The organism is Actinoplanes sp. DH11 (assembly GCF_020873875.1).
Taxonomy (GTDB): Bacteria; Actinomycetota; Actinomycetes; order Mycobacteriales; family Micromonosporaceae; genus Actinoplanes.
Window position 1 is genome coordinate 133,565 of sequence record NZ_JAHWGU010000015.1, and the last position, 17,490, is coordinate 151,054.

Consider the following 17,490-nt stretch of genomic DNA (forward strand, 5'->3'; position numbering starts at 1 on the left):
CGGTTGACCGCTCCGCCGGCTGACCGCTCGCCAGTTGACGGGGACGGCTTCGCCGGCTGACCGCCGCCCTGCCGGCCGGGCCCGGTGCCCCGGCCGGCGGGTGTGTCCCGATGGCTCGGTTGAGCAACGAGTGCGCGCTTTCCACCGTGGTGCCGATTGAAGCTATGGGCGCGGAACATAGAGCGCAGGATGTCGATGCGGCGGCGTGGTGTTGCTCTGTTGCAATCCCTGGACTAGCGGCCGAGGTCGGCTGCGTGGTGTCCGCGCGGCGGTGTTGATCTGCTAGCGATGCGAAATCGCGGTTTCAACCCCTTGATCACAGCGATTTGGCATCGCTAGCAGATCAACATCTCGACACCGGCGGCGTGTCCGGGGCCACCACGGGAACCGGAGTCGATGGCTGGCCCCCGCCCGGCCCGGCCCCGTCCGGCCCTGCCCGGCCCCGTCCGGCCCTGCCCGGCCCCGTCCGGCCCTGCCCGGCCCCGTCCGGCCCTGCCCGGCCCTGCCCGGCCCTGCCCGGCCACGGCCGGTGCCGGGGCACGGTGGATCAGCCGGTGACCTTGCCGCCGGCCACCTCCAGGTGGCGGTTGGTGGCGACCGCCGACAGCATCCGGCGGTCGTGCGTGACCAGCAGCAGCGTCCCCGCGTAGTGCGACAGCGCGGACTCCAGCTGCTCGATCGCCGGCAGGTCCAGATGGTTCGTCGGCTCGTCCAGGACCAGCAGGTTCACGCCGCGGGCCTGCAACAGGGCCAGCGCCGCCCGGGTCCGTTCGCCGGGTGACAGCGTCGCCGCCGACCGCATCACGTGCGCCGAGCGGAGGCCGAACTTCGCCAGCAGGGTGCGCACGTCCGGGTCGTTCCAGTCGGGCACGGCCGCGCCGAACGCCCGCATCAGCGGCTCGTCGGAGAGGAACAGCCCGCGGGCCTGGTCGACCTCGCCGACCACGACGCCGGGGCCGAGATGCTGCGACCCGGAGTCCAGGGTTACCCGGCCCAGCAGCGCGGCGAGCAGCGTCGACTTCCCGGCGCCGTTCGCGCCGGTGATCGCCACCCGGTCGGCCCAGTCGATCTGCACGGTGACCGGACCCAGCGTGAAGCCGCCCCGGGTGACGACCGCGTCGCGCAGGGTCGCCACGACCGCGCCGGCCCGGGGCGCCGCGGCGATCTCCATCCGCAGCTCCCACTCCTTGCGGGGTTCCTCGACGACCTCCATGCGCTCGATCAGGCGCTCGGTCTGCCGGGCCTTGGCGGCCTGCTTCTCGCTGGTCTCGCCGCGCTGCGACTTCGCGATCTTGTCGTTGTCCGGTGCCTTCTTCCGGGCGTTGCGCACACCCTTGTCCATCCAGGCGCGCTGCATCCGGGCCCGTTCGAGCAAGTCCTCCTTCTTGTCGGCGTAGTCCTCGTACGCCGACCGCGCCTGCGCCCGCGAACGTTCCCGCTCCTGCAGGTACGACTCGTAGCCGCCGCCGTACAGGCGTACCTGCTGCTGGGCCAGGTCGAGCTCGAGGACCTTGGTGACGGTCCGGGTGAGGAATTCACGGTCGTGACTGACCAGCACCGTACCGGCGCGCAGCCCGCTCACGAACGACTCCAGCTGCGCCAGGCCGTCCAGGTCGAGGTCGTTGGTCGGCTCGTCCAGCAGGTAGACGTCGTAGCGGCTGAGCAGCAGCGACGCCATCCCGGCCCGGGCCGCCTGCCCGCCGGAGAGCCCGGTCATGGGTGCGTCGAGGTCGAGGGCGAAGGTGCCGGCGAGCGCGTCGGAGCGTTCGTCGAGGTCGGCCCCGCCCAGGTCGAGCCACCGTTCCAGCGCGGCCGCGTACCGGTCGTCGGCACCCGGCGCCGAGGACGCCAGCTCCTCGGCGGCCGCGTCCATCGCGGCCTGCGCGTCGGCCACCCCGGTGCGGCGTGCCAGGAACGCGCGCACCGACTCGCCCGCGCGCCGTTCCCGCTCCTGCGGCAGATGGCCGACGTTGGCGGTGGGCGGGCTCAGGGCGACGCTGCCGCTCTCGGTGGGGATCAACCCCGCGAGGGTACGCAGCAGCGTCGTCTTGCCCGCCCCGTTCGCGCCCACCAGGCCGATCACGTCGCCGGGTGCGACGACGAGGTCGAGTCCGGAGAACAGGGTGCGGTCGCCGTGCCCGGCGGCAAGATCTCGGGCGATCATCGTGGCGCTCATCAGGCGCCATCCTAATTTCAGCCCAGCCTGGCGCCGTACACGTGGTCCACCGTCATCGTCATCAGCACCCGCCGGTCGGCGACCATCACCGATCGGTACTCCGCCCAGTCCGGGTGCTCGCCGGCCGCCCGCCGGTAGTAGTCGACGAGCGCCTCCACGTCGGGACCGTCCGGGTCGGTGCCGGGTCCGGTGAGGGTGGCGACGCCCTCGGCGGTCGCCCAGGACCAGCCGTCGGCACTCGTCACCTCGAGGGTGGCGCGCGGGTCGCGGCGCAGGTTGATGGTCTTGGCCCGGCCCTCGGTCATCGAGACCATGATCACTCCGGCCTCGGCGTCGTAGTGGGGCGTGACCGGCGAGAGCTGGGGCCGGCCGTCCGCCTTGATGGTGGCGAGGACACCGAGCCGGCTCTCCGCGAGCAGCGTGCGCGGGTCGAACTGGGTTGTCGTCATGCCCGTGGCAGCCTCCGCCGTGCGCGAGTTATTCCGCCGGCGGCATTCCTATTCCGGCATCGGCACCGCGGTCCCGCTGACCCGCACGCCCGGTGAGCCGGCGACGAGCCGGACGGTGAGCCGGCTGGGCCGGCCCATGTCGTCGCCCTGCCGCAGGTGCACCGTCGCGTCGGCCGGCACGATGCCCAGCTCCCGCAGGTACCCGCCGAACGCCGCGGCGGCCGCGCCGGTGGCCGGGTCCTCGACGACCCCGCCGATCGGGAACGGGTCGCGCACGTCGAAGGTGTCCGCCGCGGCGCGGTGCACGAGCTGCACCGTGGTCCAGCCGCGATCGGTCATCAGCGCGGTCAGCGCCGGCATGTCGTAGTCCAGCTCGGCGAGGCGCTTGCGGTCGGTCACGGCCAGGATCGGGTGGTACGCCCCGGCGTACGCGACCCGCGGCGGCAGAGCCGGGTCCAGTTCGCCCGACGACCAGTCCAGCGCCGCCAGCAACGCCGTCAGATCCTCGGCCGCCAGGTCCGTCACGTGCGGGTCCACGCTGGTCAGCGTCGCGACACCGGACCGCACGGCGACCGGCACCACACCGGCGTTGGTGACGAACACATGGTCGCCCTCGCCCAGCGCGACAGCCGTCGCCACGGTCGCGTGCCCGCAGAACGGCACCTCGGCGAGCGGGCTGAAGTAGCGCACCCGGAGCCGGCCCTCCTCGTCACGTGCCGTCACGAACGCCGTCTCGGAGTAACCCACCTCGGCCGCGATCGCCTGCATCCGCTCGTCGGTGAGGTCGGCGGCGTCGCGCACGACGCCGGCCGGGTTGCCGCCGGTGGGCTCGGAACTGAAGGCCACGTACCGCTCGATCGTCGTCATGCGACGAGCCTGCGCCGCGGCACCGGAGCCGGGCCAGAGCCAATCCCGCGGCCCTGGATGCGTCGGGCGTCACAGTCGGCGATCGCCGCCGGCGCGGAGTAGCGTTCGACCGGTGACAGAGGCTCCTTCCGCGATCACACCCATTCCTCCCGCCGACCTGCCGCGCACCCTGGGCGAGCTGCGTGCCTCCGGGCACGAGTTCCGCACCGTCAAGGAGGAGCTGCGCGGCAACCTCCTCGACCGGCTGCGCACCGGGCAGCCGCGCTTCCCCGGCATCGTCGGCTACGACGACACCGTGCTCCCCGAGGTGGAGCGGGCTCTGCTCGCCGGCCACGACATGGTCCTGCTCGGTGAGCGGGGTCAGGGCAAGACCCGGCTGATCCGTTCGCTGATCGGGCTGCTGGACGAGTGGACCCCGTTCATCACCGGCTCCGAGCTGCACGAACACCCTTACCATCCGCTTACCCCGGCCGCCCGGCGGCTGGCCGCCGAGACCGGTGACCTGCTGCCGGTGTCCTGGCTGCACCGTTCCGAGCGCTACGGCGAGAAACTCGCCACGCCGGACACCAGCGTCGGTGACCTGGTCGGCGACGTCGACCCGATCAAGGTGGCCGAGGGGCGTGCCCTCGGTGACCCGGAGACCATCCACTTCGGTCTGGTGCCCCGCACCAACCGCGGCATCTTCGCGGTGAACGAGCTGCCCGACCTGGCCGAGCGGATCCAGGTGTCGCTGCTCAACGTCCTGGAGGAGCGCGACATCCAGGTTCGCGGCTACCAGCTGCGGCTCCCGCTCGACCTGCTGCTTGTCGCCTCCGCCAACCCGGAGGACTACACCAACCGCGGCCGCATCATCACGCCGCTCAAGGACCGGTTCGGTGCCGAGATCCGCACCCACTACCCGGTCGACCTGGAGCTGGAGACCGCCCTGATCCGGCAGGAGGCCGCCCTGGTCGCCGCGGTGCCGGACCACCTGGTGGACGTGCTCGCCCGCTACACCCGCGCGGTCCGCGAGTCGCCGTCGGTGGACTCCCGTTCCGGGGTGTCGGCGCGGTTCGCGATCGCCGCCGCCGAGACCGTCGCGGCCTCGGCGCTGCGCCGGGCCGGGCTGCGCGGCGAGCGGGAGGCGGTGGCCCGGGTCTGCGACGCGGTCTCGGTCACGTCCACGCTGCGCGGCAAGGTCGAGTTCGAGAGCGGCGAGGAGGGCCGGGAGACCGAGGTCCTCGCGCACCTGCTGCGCGTCGCGACGGCCGAGACGTTCCGGGCCCGGCTGGGCGGCCTCGACCTGTCCGGCTTCACCGACCTCGTCGCCGACGGCGCGATCGTCCAGACCGGTGAGCTGGTCAGCGCCGACGAGCTGCTCGCGCAGATCGGCACGGTCCCGGGCCTGGCCAAGGTGCTCGACCGGCTCGGGCTCGGTGACGCGCCCAGCCCCGGTCAGGCGGCCTCCGGCGTGGAGTTCGTGCTGGAGGGGCTGCACCTCACCCGGCGGCTGGCCAAGGAGCTGACCGACGACGGCCGCACGCTCTACGGGAGCTGACCGTGTCCGGAAACGTGTTCCGGTACGGCGCGTGGCGGGACGGGCCCGACCCGCTCGCCCCGCCCTATGACGTGCGGGCCGCCGTCGATGCGATGGGGGAGCGAGTCCTGCAGGGCGACAGCCTGCGCGACGCGCTCCGCGACCTGATCCGGCGTGGCCCGCGCGACGGCCGGGGCCTCGACGACCTGCGGGCGCGGGCCCAGCGGCTGCGCCGGGACGCGCTGCGCCGGGGCAACCTGGACGGTGCGGTCACCCGGGCCCGGCAGATGCTCGACCAGGCGCTCGCGGCCGAGAAGGACACCCTGGCCGCCAGGACCGACGACGAGGCCCGGTTCGCCGAGGCGCAGCTGGACAACCTGCCGCGGTCGGTGTCCCAGGCCGTCGCGGAGCTGTCCGAATACCGCTGGGCTTCCGCCGAGGCCCGGGACATCTACCAGCAGATCCTCGAGGGGCTGCGGCAGGAGGTCGTGGAGCAGCGCTTCGCCGGCATGAAGCAGGCGCTGCAACAGGGCGACATGTCGGAGATCTCGGCGATGGTCGGCGATCTCAACGACCTGCTCGGCAAGCACGCCCGCGGCGAGGACACCGACGACGCGTTCCGGGACTTCATGGACCGGCACGGCCGGTTCTTCCCCGACAACCCGGGCAGCGTCGACGAGCTGATCGACTCGCTCGCCCGGCAGGCCGCCGCGGCCGAGCGGCTGATGCGCTCCCTCAGCCCGCAGCAGCGGGAGGAGCTGCAGAGCCTGATGGCGCAGGCGCTCGGCGACGGCCCGCTGCAGGGGCAGCTGGCCGAGCTCACCGACAACCTGCGGTCGCTGCGCCCCGGTCTGAACTGGGGTCGCGGCGAGCGGATGCGCGGGCCGGCCGACCTGGGCTACGGCGACGCCGCCTCGGCACTGGGCGAGATCGCCGACCTGGACGAGCTGATCGACCAGCTCGGGCAGGAGCACCCCGGCGCCACGCTCGACGACGTGGACGTCGACGCCGTCGAGCGCCAGCTCGGCCGGGGCGCGGCCGACGACATGCGGCGGCTGCGCGAGCTCGAACGGGAGCTGCGCCGGCAGGGCTGGGTGCAGCGGGACAGCGACGGCCTGACGCTCTCGCCGAAAGCGCTGCGCCGGCTCGGCCACACCGCGCTGGCACGGATCTTCCACGACATCGCGGGAGGCAAGCGCGGCGAGCACGACATGCGGGACGCCGGCGCTGCCGGCGACCTGATCGGGTCGTCACGGCGCTGGGAGTTCGGCGACGACCAGCCGCTCGACGTGGTGCGCACGATCGGCAACGCGGTCCGCCGCCGGGCTGCCTCCCGCGGCGTCCGGACGCTTCCGGTGCGGCTGGAGCCGGACGACTTCGAGGTCGCCGAGACGGAGCGGCGCGCGTCGGCGGTGGTGGCGCTCTGCGTCGACCTGTCCTACTCGATGTACGCCGACGGCCGCTGGGGCCCGATGAAACAGACCGCCCTGGCCCTGTCCCACCTGGTCGCCACGAAATATCCGCAGGACGCCCTGCAGATCATCGGGTTCGGCCTGCACGCGCAGACGCTCAGCCAGGGCGATCTGGCCGCGATCGAGCCGACCGTGGAGAAGGGCACCAACCTGCAGCACGCGCTGATGCTGGCCGGCCGGCACCTGCGCCGGCACCCCGGTGCCGAACCGGTGGTGCTGGTGGTGACCGACGGTGAGCCGACCGCGCACCTCGAGGAGGACGGACAGGCGTTGTTCTGGTGGCCGCCGCTCAGCGAGACCGTGCAGGCGACGGTCCGTGAGGTGGATCAGCTCACCCGCTTCGGCGCCACGCTCAATGTGTTCATGCTCGGTGAGGACCCGGGGCTGCGGCGGTTCATGGGCCGGGTGGCGGAGCGCAACGGCGGCCGGGTGTTCAGCCCGGATGCCGAGGAACTGGGCCGCTACGTCATCGACGACTACGTGCGGGCCCGGCGCGGCCGCCGCTGACAGCCGGCCGCCCGGCGCTGATCGGTGTCAGGTGCGCAGCGTGTCGGAGGGGGAGATGCCGTACCGCTCGCGGTAGGCGGCGGCGAACCGGCTCGGGTGCGTGAAGCCGTACCGGTACGCCACCTGGGCCACGGTCGTCCCCGGATGGGCCTGGCGCAGCTCCTCGTGCACCAGGCCCAGCCGGAGCTGCCTCAGGTAGGTCATCGGCGGCATTCCCACGTACCGCTGGAAGCTCTGTTGCAGTGACCGCACGCCGACGCCGGCGATGTCGGCGAGATCGGCCACGGTGAACGGGCGGCCCGGCTGCGCGCGCATCGCCTCGACCACCCGCCGGATCGCGCCGGGCGCGGCCAGGGCGGGGCGGCGGCGCTCCAGCTGGTCGCGGTACCGGTGGTTGCTCGCCGCCAGCAGACCGCTGACCAGCGTCTCCCGCAGCCGGGCGCCGACGACCGGGTGCCGGGTGAGGCCGGCCTCGCTGATGTCGGCGGCGATCACCCGGGCCAGCCGGGACCAGGCGGCACCCGGGCCGGTCGTCACGTCGAGCTCCGGCGCCAGGTCGACCGGCCCGCGTACCGGCGAGTCCAGCATCCGGGCCAGCTGGTTCTCCAGCTCGGCCCGGCCGATCTTCACGGCGATGATCCGGCAGTCGCCCGCCCACCGGTCGATGGTGGTCTCACCGTTGGGCAGGAAGACGGCCGCCCGGGACGGTGTCGCGTACCGTGACGCGGCCTTGCCCTGGTGGTAGGCCATACCTCCGCTGAGCGGCATGTTGACGTGGTAGGCGCCCAGCTCGCCGGCGCCGATCCGGACGTCCACCCCGAAGTGCAGGTCGCCGATCGTGACCGTCTCGTCCCCGCCGACCGCGAACGAGGCCGTCCACCCCGGCCGCGGGTTGAGCACGTCGACGTCGAGGGTGTAGAACGCGCGGGTCAGTACGGTTCGCGCCTCGTCGACGTCCCGGATCGCGTGGGTCACTGGCAGCACGCCATACAGCTTGACGTTTGACTGAACAGCGCGCCAACCGGTGATGACCCGACGTGATCGTGGCTTCACGCCTCTGAGCTAGCCAAACGGAGATCGAATTCATTCTGGTGTGAAAGCCGACACTCGGCGTGTCGCACGATCGGGGTACGGGCCCGGCACTAGGCTAGCCTCCTAGGAAGCTCTAGAGGGTGTGGTGGTTGTGACTGGGCGCCGGTGCGGCGGACGCGGCTGGTTATAGTTGCTCCGCGAGCGGCCGGGAGGTCACCCGCGCAGCCGTCCGCGGGGGAGCGGGCGCAGAGCGCGCGGTCGTTTGCCAGGCGCCGAGCGGGGGCCCGGGCCGAGGGGGAGGGAAGTCGTGATGTCGCAGCGTCCTGCGCCGTCCATCGAGACCTCCAACCGCATCTTCACCCTGCCCAACGTGATAAGCCTGCTGCGGCTGCTGGGCGTGCCACTCTTCCTCTACCTGCTGCTGGTCCCGGAGCACGACGTCGCCGCGGTGATCGTGCTGGCGATCGGCGGTTCGACCGACTGGGTGGACGGCTACCTGGCCCGCCGGATGAACTCGGTGAGCCGGCTCGGTGAGCTGCTCGACCCGTTCGCGGACCGGCTCTACATCCTGGCCACCCTGGTGGGTTTCACGCTGCGCGAGGTGGTCCCGTGGTGGCTGACCGGCGCGCTCCTGATGCGGGAGGTCGTGCTCGGCGTGTCCCTGGTGGTGCTGCGGCGGCACGGTTTCGGACCGCCGCCGGTGCACTACGTCGGCAAGACCGGCACCTTCCTGCTGCTCGCCGCGTTCCCGATCATCCTGCTGGCGAAGGCGGTGCCGGGCTGGTCGGAGTGGGCCTACCCGGTCGGGTGGGGGCTGGCCTGGTGGGCGCTCGGCCTCTACTGGGCCGCGGCGGTGCTCTACCTGATCCAGACGGTCCGGCTGTTGCGGTCCGACCGGCCGGGGCCCGAGGCGGCGCAGCCGTGACGGTCCCGGATCCGGACGGCGCGGCCGCGGGCAAGCGGACGTACGGCCCGGACTTCCTCACCGCGCTCTTCCAGAACCCCCTCGACCCGGGTTATGCCGACGCCGCCGCCCGCCGGGCGGAGGGTCGCGGCCGCACCGGGACGGCACGGCAGGCCGCCCGGGTGTCCACCGTGGCCGTGCTGCTGGTGATCGGTTTCCTGCTGGTGGTCGGCTATCAGCAGACGGTCGCCGAGGAACCGGCCCGCACGCAGGCCCGCGAGGAGCTGGTCGAGCAGGTGGAGAACCGGCGCGAGGGGACGGCCGAGCTGCGGGCCCGGGCGGACGTGCTGGCCGACGAGGTCGCCGGGCTGCGCGAGCGCGAGCTCAGCGGTGCCGCGGTGGCCCGGCTACGCAACCTGGGCGCGGCCACCGGCTTCTTCCCGGTCCGCGGCGCCGGCACCAAGATCACCCTGGCGGACGGGCCGACCTCGGTCGATCCGGTGACGGGGGCGCGCCGCACCGAGAGCCGGGTGAAGGACACCGACCTCCAGCTCGCCACGAACGCGCTGTGGAGCGCGGGCGCCGAGGCGATCTCGATCAACGGGCAGCGACTCACCGCCACGTCGACGATCCGGCAGGCGGGCGAGGCGATCCTGGTCAATGTGCAGCCGGTCGCCACGCCCTACGAGGTGGTGGCGATCGGTCCCGGTGACCTGACCGGCGAGTTCCGGGACGGCTATGCCGGGCAGTTCTTCAAGACCCTCGTGACGCGCTACGGCATGGCGTTCGAGGCGACCGAGGTGAAAGACGTGACGCTGGAGGCGGCGACCGAGCTGAAGCTGCGGTTCGCCGTGCCGAGTACCCCACCGCCCGCGCCGTCGGGCTCTTCGTCGCCGGCCGGCTCCGGATCCCCCGTGCCGTCCGGCTCTGCGTCGGAAGGCGGCCGATGATCGCCGTACTCGCCCTGCTCGCCGGTGTCCTGCTGGGCATCGTCTTCCAACCGGCGGTGCCACCGGAACTGGTGCCGTACCTGCCGATCGCGGTGGTCGCGGCACTGGACGCTGTCTTCGGCGGCGTCCGCGCCAAGCTGGACGGCATCTTCGACGACAAGCAGTTCGTCGTGTCGTTCATCTCGAACGTGCTGGTCTCCGCGCTGATCGTCTATGTCGGCGACCAGCTCGGTGTCGGTGGTCAGCTCTCCACCGGTGTCGTCGTCGTGCTGGGCGTCCGGATCTTCGGTAACGTCGCGGCGATCCGCCGGCACCTGTTCCGCGCATGACGGGAGGGGACTGCGATGAGCGACCGTGACGAGCCGCCGGCCACGACCCGATCGGGTGAAATGCCGGAGACGCCGGAACCCGCAAAGAGTGATCTTGATCGCGAAGAGGCGTCCCCGGAGGCCGCCGCGGAGCCGGACCGGCAAGATCAAGAGCCGCAAGATCAACAACCGGATCAGGAGCCGGAGGGTACGGGCGAACCACGGCGCCGGGTACGGCGTCCCGCACCGGCCGGCACCCTGATCTGGGTGCTGCTCGCCCTGCTCGGGTTCACCCTGGTCGTCCAGTTGCGCAGCAACGACGCCGACCACGGCCTGGCCACCGCGCGCCAGGAGGACCTGGTCCGGATCCTCAGTGACCTGGAGGCGCAGGACAGCCGCCTGCTCTCCGAGATCCAGGCGCTGGAACGGACCCGGCAGCAGCTCTCCTCGGGCGTCCAGGGGCGCGAGGCGGCCCTGGACGAGGCGAACAAGCGCAGCGAGGAACTGGGCCTGCTGGCCGGCACGATGCCGGGGAGCGGTCCGGGCCTGGAGATCACGCTGGAGAAGGTGAAGGCGGCGGACGTCCTCAACGCCGTGCAGGAACTGCGTGGTTCCGGCGGCGAGGTGATGCAGCTCGGCGGCGAGAACGGCGCGGCGGTGCGAATAGTGGCGTCGAGCTATTTCGTCGATGCCCAAGGTGGTGGAATCATCGCCGACGGGGTGCGTCTGACCGGTAGGTTCCGACTTCTGGTGATCGGTCCGGCCGCAACGATGAGTACGGCGCTGCAGATCCCGGGCGGGGTGGTGGCGTCGGTGAAGAACGACGGCGGTAGCGTGACCATGGACTCGCGCTCCATGGTCGATGTGACCGAGGTGCGTAAGGCGACAGCCTTGCAGTACGCGCGTCCGGTTTCGTGATAAACGGAGGAAGCGTTGATTCCTGAGGATCTGCGGTACACCGCGGAGCACGAGTGGGTCGCCGGTGACGGCAGCGGCCCTGTGCGGGTGGGCATCACCCATTTCGCGCAGGACGCGCTCGGCGACATCGTCTTCGTGCAGCTGCCCGACGAGGGCACGGTCGTGCAGGCCGGTGACTCGCTCGGCGAGATCGAGTCGACGAAGAGCGTCTCGGAGATCTACGCCCCGATATCCGGCACCGTGGTGGCGAAGAACGCCACGCTCACGGACGAGCCGGAAATCATCAACGGCGAGCCGTACGCGGCGGGCTGGTTGGTGGAGATCGCCCCGGATGATCCGGCGGTGCTCGATTCGCTTCTCGACGCGGCCGCCTACCGGGCGATCACCGAGAGCTGATCGGCGTCAGCCGAAATCGAATATCGGTCTCCGCGAGTCCGGTTGCCCCGCGATATTGGCGCTGACTAGGCTCGCGAAGCACACGAAGAACTGTTATTCCGTTGAAACCGATAGTCGTGCGTCGGGCCATGATTGGCCTCGGCGGGTCCGTGATGTCGCGGACCTCGCCGGGAGGCGACGACCAACTGATCCGTGAGGTGGTCCGATGACGCGCCCAGACGACGAGTTCCCCCCACTCGACGTCACGTCCACGCTGAACCTTGGCGCCCTTGACGAGGTGCTCGAGGGACCCGAGACCGACGTGGTGCCGAGCCGGATGTCCGGCTCGCTCCCGCCCGGTATGGCGTTGCTCGTGGTCCGCCGAGGCCCGAACGCGGGCGCCCGGTTCCTGCTCGACCACGACGTGACGACCAGTGGGCGGCACCCGGACAGTGACATCTTCCTCGACGACGTGACGGTTTCGCGCCGCCACGCCGAGTTCCACCGTGACGGCGGCACCTTCACCGTCCGCGACGTCGGCTCGCTCAACGGCACCTACGTGAACCGGGAGCGCGTCGAGGCCGCGACGCTGAGCAACGGCGACGAGGTCCAGATCGGCAAGTTCCGTCTGGTGTTCATCGCCGGCCCGCGGCCGGAGGGTGAGGGCGGCCGGGCGTGAACGCGTCGGGGGCGGCCGCGCGCGACCCGGGGGCCTCGGGCCCCGCGGGCGGGCGTGATGGTGCGCTGATGAGCATCGGGGAGGTGCTGGCACATCTGCGCACCGAGTTCCCCGACACCACGATCTCGAAGTTGCGGTTCCTGGAGGCGGAGGGTCTTGTCGACCCGCAACGCACCGCCTCCGGGTACCGCAAGTACTCCTGGAACGACGTGGCCCGGCTGCGTTTCGTGCTGACCGCGCAGCGGGACCAATACCTCCCGCTGCGGGTCATCCGCGAGCAGCTGGACCGGCTGGAGCAGGAGCCGGCGGTGCCGCAGCGCCCCACGCTGGTGGCGGTGGGCGCGCAGCGCGCGGCGGATCCGGCGGACAGCCGGATCCCCAAGGCGGACCTGCTGGAACGTACCGGCGTGGACGAGGGCCTGCTGACCGAATTGGAGCAGATCGGTCTGGTCACGGCCCGCCCGCCGGGGTGGTACGACGCCGACGCGGTGATCATCGTGGAGGCCGTCGTGGGGCTCAGCCGGTACGGGCTGGAGGCTCGTCACCTGCGCGCGTTCCGCAACGCGGCGGACCGTGAAGTGGGCCTGTTCACACAACTGCTGGCGCCGCTGGCCCGGCAGCACGACCCGGCGGCCCGGGCACGGGCGGCCGAAACAGCACGTGACCTGCAGGCGCTCTCGCAGCGTCTGCACGCCGCTCTGGTCCGCTCCGGGCTGCGCGGCGAGCTGGGTCGCTGACCCGGTTGCGCCTACCCTTTCCGGGGTATCCCGCACCGGTCGGATACCGGTGCGGTGCGTGTACCGTGCAGGTAGGGGCGGCCGTGCGACACGGCGACAACGACGAACACGGAGGCGGGCGGTGCGCGAGCTGAGCGTGGTCGGGGTCCGGGTGGAGCTGCCGAGCAACCAGCCGATCGTGTTGCTGCGGGAGGTTGACGGCGACCGTTATCTCCCGATCTGGATCGGTGCGGTCGAGGCCACCGCCATCGCGTACGAGCAGCAGGGCGTCAAGCCGGCCCGGCCGTTGACCCATGACCTGCTCCGCGACATCCTCACCGCCCTCGACGCGCCGCTCAAGGCCGTCGAGATCACCGAGCTGAAGGACAACGTCTTCTACGCCGACCTGCTCATCGGTGACGACCTGCGGGTGTCCGCGCGGCCGAGCGATTCGATCGCCCTGGCGCTGCGCGTGGGCGCGCCCATCCGGTGCGCCGACGAGGTGCTCACCGAGGCCGGCATCGTCATCCCGGACGAGCAGGAGGACGAGGTCGAGAAGTTCCGCGAGTTCCTCGACCAGGTGCGCCCGGAGGACTTCGCCGGCTGAGCCGGTCTCCGCTCCACCGGCCCCTGCCGGGCCGGATCCTTCCCAGATGTGTCGAAGCGGACTGAAGTGGGCGGAAGCGGGCCCATCTATCGAAGCCCGCCGACCGATTCGCTCGCCCGGACGCGGCGTGTCGTGCGGTTACCTCCATGTTTCCGCCAGCGCTGAGATATACGCTCGTGAAGTCCAGGTGAACCGGCATACCGCCTAGATTCGTTCATGGGCAGGGGGAGGTATTCGCGTGCACGAGCAGCCTCTTGAAGGCCCACTCGTCGGCGAGGACGGCTCAGTCGGGTACCGCGGGGTCACCGCCTGTCAGGCCGTCGGCATCAGTTATCGGCAACTCGACTACTGGGCGCGCACCACGCTGGTGGTGCCGAGTGTGCGGGACGCGTCCGGCTCCGGCACCCAGCGGCTCTACTCCTTCCGCGACCTGGTGGTTCTCAAGGTCGTCAAGCGGCTGCTGGACGCGGGCGTCTCGCTGCAGAACATCCGCCGGGCGATCGACACGCTGCGCTCGCGCGGGGTGGACGACCTCGCGGAGATCACGCTGATCTCGGACGGGACGACGGTTTACGAGTGCCGCTCCCCGGAAGAGGTCGTCGACCTGCTCCAGGGCGGCCAGGGTGTGTTCGGCATCGCGATCGGCGGTGCCTTCAAGGAGATCCAGGGTTCCCTGTCGCACCTGCCGGCGGAGCCGGCGGTCCCGCAGCCGGTCGGCGGTGGCCTCGCCGAGGAGTCGTCGGCGGGTGACGAGCTCGCGGCGCGGCGGGCACGGCGCCGGGCGGGATAGCGGTCAGTTCCTGGCCGGTTGCCGCGATAGCTTCGGGCGGTGACTGAAGCCATCCAGGTCCGCGGCGCCCGCGAGAACAACCTCCTCGACGTCTCCGTCGACATTCCGAAACGGCACCTCACCGTCTTCACCGGGGTCTCCGGCTCCGGCAAGTCGTCGCTGGTGTTCGGCACCATCGCGGCCGAGTCCCAGCGACTGATCAACGAGACCTATTCGGCGTTCCTGCAGTCCTTCATGGGCAGTCCGGCCCGGCCGGACGTCGACGCGCTGCACAACCTGAGCGCGGCGATCGTGGTGGACCAGGAGCGGATGGGGGCGAACGCCCGGTCCACGCTCGGGACGGCGACCGACGCGTACACCATGCTCCGGATCGTCTTCTCCCGGCTCGCCGAGCCGGGCGCGGGCAGCGCCCTGGCCTACTCGTTCAACGGCGAGGGCATGTGTACGGGCTGTGAGGGCCTCGGCCGGGTGTCGACCATCGACGTCGACGAGCTGATCGACCGCGACCTGTCGATCAACGGCGGGGCGATCACGGTGCCGAACTTCGCCACCGGCGGGTGGTACGTCAAGAACTTCGCCGAGTCCGGCTACGTCGACCCGGACAAGCCGATCCGCGACTTCACCGAGCAGGAACTGCACGACTTCCTGCACCGGGAGACCACCAAGGTGAAGATCGCCGGGATCAACACCAGCTACGAGGGCCTGGTCGTGAAGGTGCAGCGGATGTACCTGAGCAAGGACCGCGACGCCCAGCAGCCGCACATCCGCGCCTTCATCGACCGGGCCGTCACGTTCGCGGTCTGCCCGGACTGCGGCGGCGCCCGGCTGCGGCCCGAGGTGCTGGCGTCCCGGATCGACGGGAAGAACATCGCCGAGTGCTCCGCGATGCAGGTCAGTGACCTGGCCGCGTTCCTGGCCGGCATCACCGCGCCGGCCGTCGCCCCGGCCGTGGCGGCGCTGCGGCAGACCCTGGACTCCCTTGTCGAGATCGGACTCGGCTACCTGTCGCTGGACCGGGAGTCCGGCACCCTGTCGGGCGGCGAGGCGCAGCGGGTCAAGATGGTCCGGCACCTCGGCTCACCCCTGACCGACATCACGTACGTCTTCGACGAACCCACGGTGGGCCTGCACCCGCACGACATCGAACGGATGAACGGGCTGCTGCGGCGGCTGCGGGACAAGGGCAACACGGTGCTCGTCGTCGAGCACAAACCGGAGACCATCGCGATCGCCGACCACGTGGTCGATCTCGGACCGGGCGCCGGCCCGAACGGCGGGCGCATCCAGTTCGAGGGAACGGTGGCCGGGTTGCGCGCCTCGGACACGGTCACCGGCCGCTACCTCGGCCACCGGGTCGCTCTGAAGCAGCATGTCCGGAAGCGGACCGGCGATCTGCCGATCCGCAACGCCCGGACGCACAACCTGTGCGACGTGTCGGTGGACATCCCGGCCGGGGTGCTGACCGTGGTGACCGGGGTGGCCGGGTCCGGCAAGAGCTCCCTGATCTACGGCTCGCTGCCGCGGCGCGACGGCGTGATCGTGGTGGACCAGTCGGCGATCCGCGGGTCCCGGCGCAGCAATCCGGCCACGTACACCGGTCTGCTCGATCCGGTCCGCGCCGCCTTCGCCAAGGCGAACAAGGTCAAACCGGCGCTGTTCAGCGCCAACTCGGAGGGTGCCTGCCGCAACTGCAAGGGCATCGGGCTGGTCTACGTGGACCTGGCGATGATGGCCGGGGTGGCGACGGTCTGCGAGGAGTGCGAGGGCAAGCGGTTCACCCCCGAGGTGCTCGGTCACAAGCTGCGCGGCCGCGACATCAGTGAGGTCCTGGCCATGCCGGTCACCGACGCGCTCGAGTTCTTCACCGAGCGGCAGGTGTCGGTGATCCTGGACCGGCTGGCCGCGGTGGGTCTCGGCTATCTGACCCTGGGGCAGCCGCTCACCACGCTCTCCGGCGGGGAACGGCAGCGGCTCAAGCTGGCCGTGCACATGGGCGGCGGCACCGCGACCTACCTGCTGGACGAGCCGACCAGCGGCCTGCACCTGGCCGACGTCGACCAGCTGCTGAGCCTGCTGGACCGCCTCGTCGACGCCGGGAACACGGTGGTGGTGATCGAGCACCACCTCGCGGTGATGGCGCACGCCGACTGGATCGTCGACCTGGGGCCGGGCGCCGGGCATGACGGTGGCCGGGTGGTGTTCACCGGCACACCCGCCGACCTGGTCGCCACGGACACCCTGACCGCCCGGTACCTGCGTGACTACGTGAGCCCCGCCGCCGGGCCCGGCGCCTCCGCGGCCGGGCCCGGCCCGGCGGGTCTCAGCTCTGCGGCTGGTCGATGAAGCCGAGGGCCGTCGCCGCGAACAGCGGGGACATGACCAGGTCGTAGTGGGTCAGACCAGGCAGGATGGCGAGGGCGTGCCCGCCCTTGGGGCGGCCCTCGCCCATCCAGCCGCCGTCCCGCAGACCGCCGTCGAGCAGCTCGAACACCTCCACGAAGTGGCTCGGCGGGCACAGGTCCGCGTCCGCCGCCACGATCAGCGTGGGCACCTGGAGGGCCTGGACCTGCTCGGTGAAGTCATAGTCCTTCGCCATCGCCTGGCCGATCTTGTCCAGCAGCCGGGGGAAGTCCTCCGGGCGGGGCGCGAGCCGCTGGTACGACTCGTACATCGGGGTGTCCTTCATGACCTCCGCCGACGCCCCGGTCACCTGGCCCTGCTGCTCCAGGATCTCCGGATAGGTGGCGTCGCGCCGGATGCCGGCGGACGCCGCGACCAGGCGGCCCACCCGCTCCGGGTGCCGGAACGCGACATGCATCGCCACGCCACCGCCGAGCGAGTACCCGACCACGTCCGGCCTCTCCAGCCCGAGGTGCTCGATGAGTGCCGCCACGTCGTCACCCATGGTGGCGATGTCGATCGGCCGGTCCACATCGGCGGTGCGGCCGTGGCCTTGGAGGTCGACCAGGATCACCTGATGCCCGGCCGTGAAGGCGGGCAGGATCGGCGCGAACATCTCGCCGGAGCCGAGACCGCCGTGCAGCAGCACCAGCGGGCGCCCGGTGCCCTGGATCTCGTAGTAGAGGTTGATGCCGTTGACGTCGGCGTAGGCCATGACCGCTCCCGCGAGGTTCGTGTTCTGTCGGTGTCATGGAGGTAGACCGGCCGGATGCCCGGAACTCATCGGCAGTGGCGCGGCGATTTCGAGTTCGGCTAAGTTCGGC

17 protein-coding genes are annotated in these 17,490 nt (G+C 71.5%); 12 read left to right on the forward strand and 5 right to left on the reverse strand.

Going from position 1 to position 17,490, the window contains the following annotated elements; all coding sequences use genetic code 11:
- Positions 1–547: 547 nt before the first annotated feature.
- From LPA41_RS22535 to LPA41_RS22545, 3 genes are read right to left on the reverse strand one after another with little or no spacing between them, the layout of a single operon-like run.
- Complete coding sequence (locus LPA41_RS22535) at positions 548–2,176, reverse strand: ABC-F family ATP-binding cassette domain-containing protein (protein WP_229072703.1); 1,629 nt, start codon at positions 2,174–2,176, stop codon at positions 548–550.
- A gap of 17 nt (positions 2,177–2,193) precedes the next feature.
- Entirely contained in the window at positions 2,194–2,625 is a 432-nt protein-coding gene (locus tag LPA41_RS22540; protein WP_229072704.1) for a PPOX class F420-dependent oxidoreductase, read from the reverse strand.
- A 48-nt stretch (positions 2,626–2,673) separates the two neighbouring features.
- Complete coding sequence (locus tag LPA41_RS22545; protein WP_229072705.1) at positions 2,674–3,492, reverse strand: PhzF family phenazine biosynthesis protein; 819 nt, start codon at positions 3,490–3,492, stop codon at positions 2,674–2,676.
- A 112-nt stretch (positions 3,493–3,604) separates the two neighbouring features.
- Here LPA41_RS22545 and LPA41_RS22550 point away from each other — a divergent pair, with 112 nt between their 5' ends.
- Positions 3,605–5,029 (forward strand): sigma 54-interacting transcriptional regulator, encoded by a 1,425-nt coding sequence (locus LPA41_RS22550; protein ID WP_229072707.1) that lies wholly within the window; start codon positions 3,605–3,607, stop codon positions 5,027–5,029.
- A gap of 2 nt (positions 5,030–5,031) precedes the next feature.
- Positions 5,032–6,987 carry a VWA domain-containing protein gene (locus LPA41_RS22555; RefSeq protein WP_229072708.1) on the forward strand — a complete coding sequence of 652 codons (1,956 nt, stop codon included), beginning with the start codon at positions 5,032–5,034 and terminating at the stop codon, positions 6,985–6,987.
- 27 nt (positions 6,988–7,014) lie between these two features.
- Here the strand turns inward: LPA41_RS22555 and LPA41_RS22560 are convergent, their stop codons facing one another.
- Positions 7,015–7,971: an AraC family transcriptional regulator gene (locus tag LPA41_RS22560; protein ID WP_229072710.1), complete on the reverse strand. Its 957-nt coding sequence runs from the start codon at positions 7,969–7,971 to the stop codon at positions 7,015–7,017.
- Positions 7,972–8,329: 358 nt separating this feature from the next.
- Here LPA41_RS22560 and LPA41_RS22565 point away from each other — a divergent pair, with 358 nt between their 5' ends.
- The 10 genes from LPA41_RS22565 to LPA41_RS22610 all read left to right on the forward strand — a co-directional run bounded on the left by LPA41_RS22565 (position 8,330) and on the right by LPA41_RS22610 (position 16,609).
- Complete coding sequence (locus tag LPA41_RS22565; RefSeq protein ID WP_229072712.1) at positions 8,330–8,944, forward strand: CDP-alcohol phosphatidyltransferase family protein; 615 nt, start codon at positions 8,330–8,332, stop codon at positions 8,942–8,944.
- The gene (locus LPA41_RS22570; protein ID WP_229072713.1) at positions 8,941–9,873 is read left to right on the forward strand and encodes a DUF881 domain-containing protein; all 933 of its coding nucleotides are present in this window, start codon (positions 8,941–8,943) and stop codon (positions 9,871–9,873) included. Before LPA41_RS22565 ends, LPA41_RS22570 begins: the two co-directional genes overlap by 4 nt.
- A complete protein-coding gene (locus LPA41_RS22575) occupies positions 9,870–10,202 on the forward strand; it encodes a small basic family protein (protein ID WP_229072715.1) in 333 nt (110 codons plus the stop codon). Before LPA41_RS22570 ends, LPA41_RS22575 begins: the two co-directional genes overlap by 4 nt.
- Positions 10,203–10,217: 15 nt before the next feature.
- A complete protein-coding gene (locus LPA41_RS22580; RefSeq protein WP_229072716.1) occupies positions 10,218–11,099 on the forward strand; it encodes a DUF881 domain-containing protein in 882 nt (293 codons plus the stop codon).
- 15 nt (positions 11,100–11,114) lie between these two features.
- On the forward strand, positions 11,115–11,495 hold the full coding sequence (gcvH, locus tag LPA41_RS22585; RefSeq protein ID WP_229072717.1) for a glycine cleavage system protein GcvH: 381 nt from the start codon (positions 11,115–11,117) through the stop codon (positions 11,493–11,495).
- Positions 11,496–11,700: 205 nt separating this feature from the next.
- Positions 11,701–12,153, forward strand: coding sequence for an FHA domain-containing protein (locus LPA41_RS22590; RefSeq protein ID WP_014445292.1), 453 nt, complete (start codon positions 11,701–11,703; stop codon positions 12,151–12,153).
- Between the two features lie 68 nt (positions 12,154–12,221).
- Positions 12,222–12,890 carry a MerR family transcriptional regulator gene (locus LPA41_RS22595; protein ID WP_229072718.1) on the forward strand — a complete coding sequence of 223 codons (669 nt, stop codon included), beginning with the start codon at positions 12,222–12,224 and terminating at the stop codon, positions 12,888–12,890.
- 121 nt (positions 12,891–13,011) lie between these two features.
- A complete protein-coding gene (locus LPA41_RS22600; protein WP_229072719.1) occupies positions 13,012–13,476 on the forward strand; it encodes a bifunctional nuclease family protein in 465 nt (154 codons plus the stop codon).
- Between the two features lie 238 nt (positions 13,477–13,714).
- Positions 13,715–14,266: a MerR family transcriptional regulator gene (locus LPA41_RS22605; RefSeq protein WP_229072720.1), complete on the forward strand. Its 552-nt coding sequence runs from the start codon at positions 13,715–13,717 to the stop codon at positions 14,264–14,266.
- 39 nt (positions 14,267–14,305) lie between these two features.
- The gene (locus LPA41_RS22610) at positions 14,306–16,609 is read left to right on the forward strand and encodes an excinuclease ABC subunit UvrA (protein WP_229072722.1); all 2,304 of its coding nucleotides are present in this window, start codon (positions 14,306–14,308) and stop codon (positions 16,607–16,609) included.
- Here the strand turns inward: LPA41_RS22610 and LPA41_RS22615 are convergent.
- Complete coding sequence (locus tag LPA41_RS22615; RefSeq protein WP_229072723.1) at positions 16,587–17,381, reverse strand: alpha/beta fold hydrolase; 795 nt, start codon at positions 17,379–17,381, stop codon at positions 16,587–16,589. The genes LPA41_RS22610 and LPA41_RS22615 overlap by 23 nt on opposite strands.
- Positions 17,382–17,490: the final 109 nt, after the last annotated feature.

Excerpts from the sequence above, each read along its gene's own strand:
- LPA41_RS22590 (WP_014445292.1), top strand. The coding sequence starts at position 11,701 with ATGACGCGCCCAGACGACGAGTTCCCCCCACTCGACGTCACGTCCACG.
- LPA41_RS22565 (WP_229072712.1), top strand. The coding sequence starts at position 8,330 with ATGTCGCAGCGTCCTGCGCCGTCCATCGAGACCTCCAACCGCATCTTC.
- LPA41_RS22575 (WP_229072715.1), top strand. The coding sequence starts at position 9,870 with ATGATCGCCGTACTCGCCCTGCTCGCCGGTGTCCTGCTGGGCATCGTC.
- LPA41_RS22535 (WP_229072703.1), bottom strand. The coding sequence starts at position 2,176 with ATGAGCGCCACGATGATCGCCCGAGATCTTGCCGCCGGGCACGGCGAC.
- LPA41_RS22540 (WP_229072704.1), bottom strand. The coding sequence starts at position 2,625 with ATGACGACAACCCAGTTCGACCCGCGCACGCTGCTCGCGGAGAGCCGG.
- LPA41_RS22615 (WP_229072723.1), bottom strand. The coding sequence starts at position 17,381 with ATGGCCTACGCCGACGTCAACGGCATCAACCTCTACTACGAGATCCAG.
- LPA41_RS22545 (WP_229072705.1), bottom strand. The coding sequence starts at position 3,492 with ATGACGACGATCGAGCGGTACGTGGCCTTCAGTTCCGAGCCCACCGGC.
- LPA41_RS22580 (WP_229072716.1), top strand. The coding sequence starts at position 10,218 with ATGAGCGACCGTGACGAGCCGCCGGCCACGACCCGATCGGGTGAAATG.
- LPA41_RS22595 (WP_229072718.1), top strand. The coding sequence starts at position 12,222 with ATGAGCATCGGGGAGGTGCTGGCACATCTGCGCACCGAGTTCCCCGAC.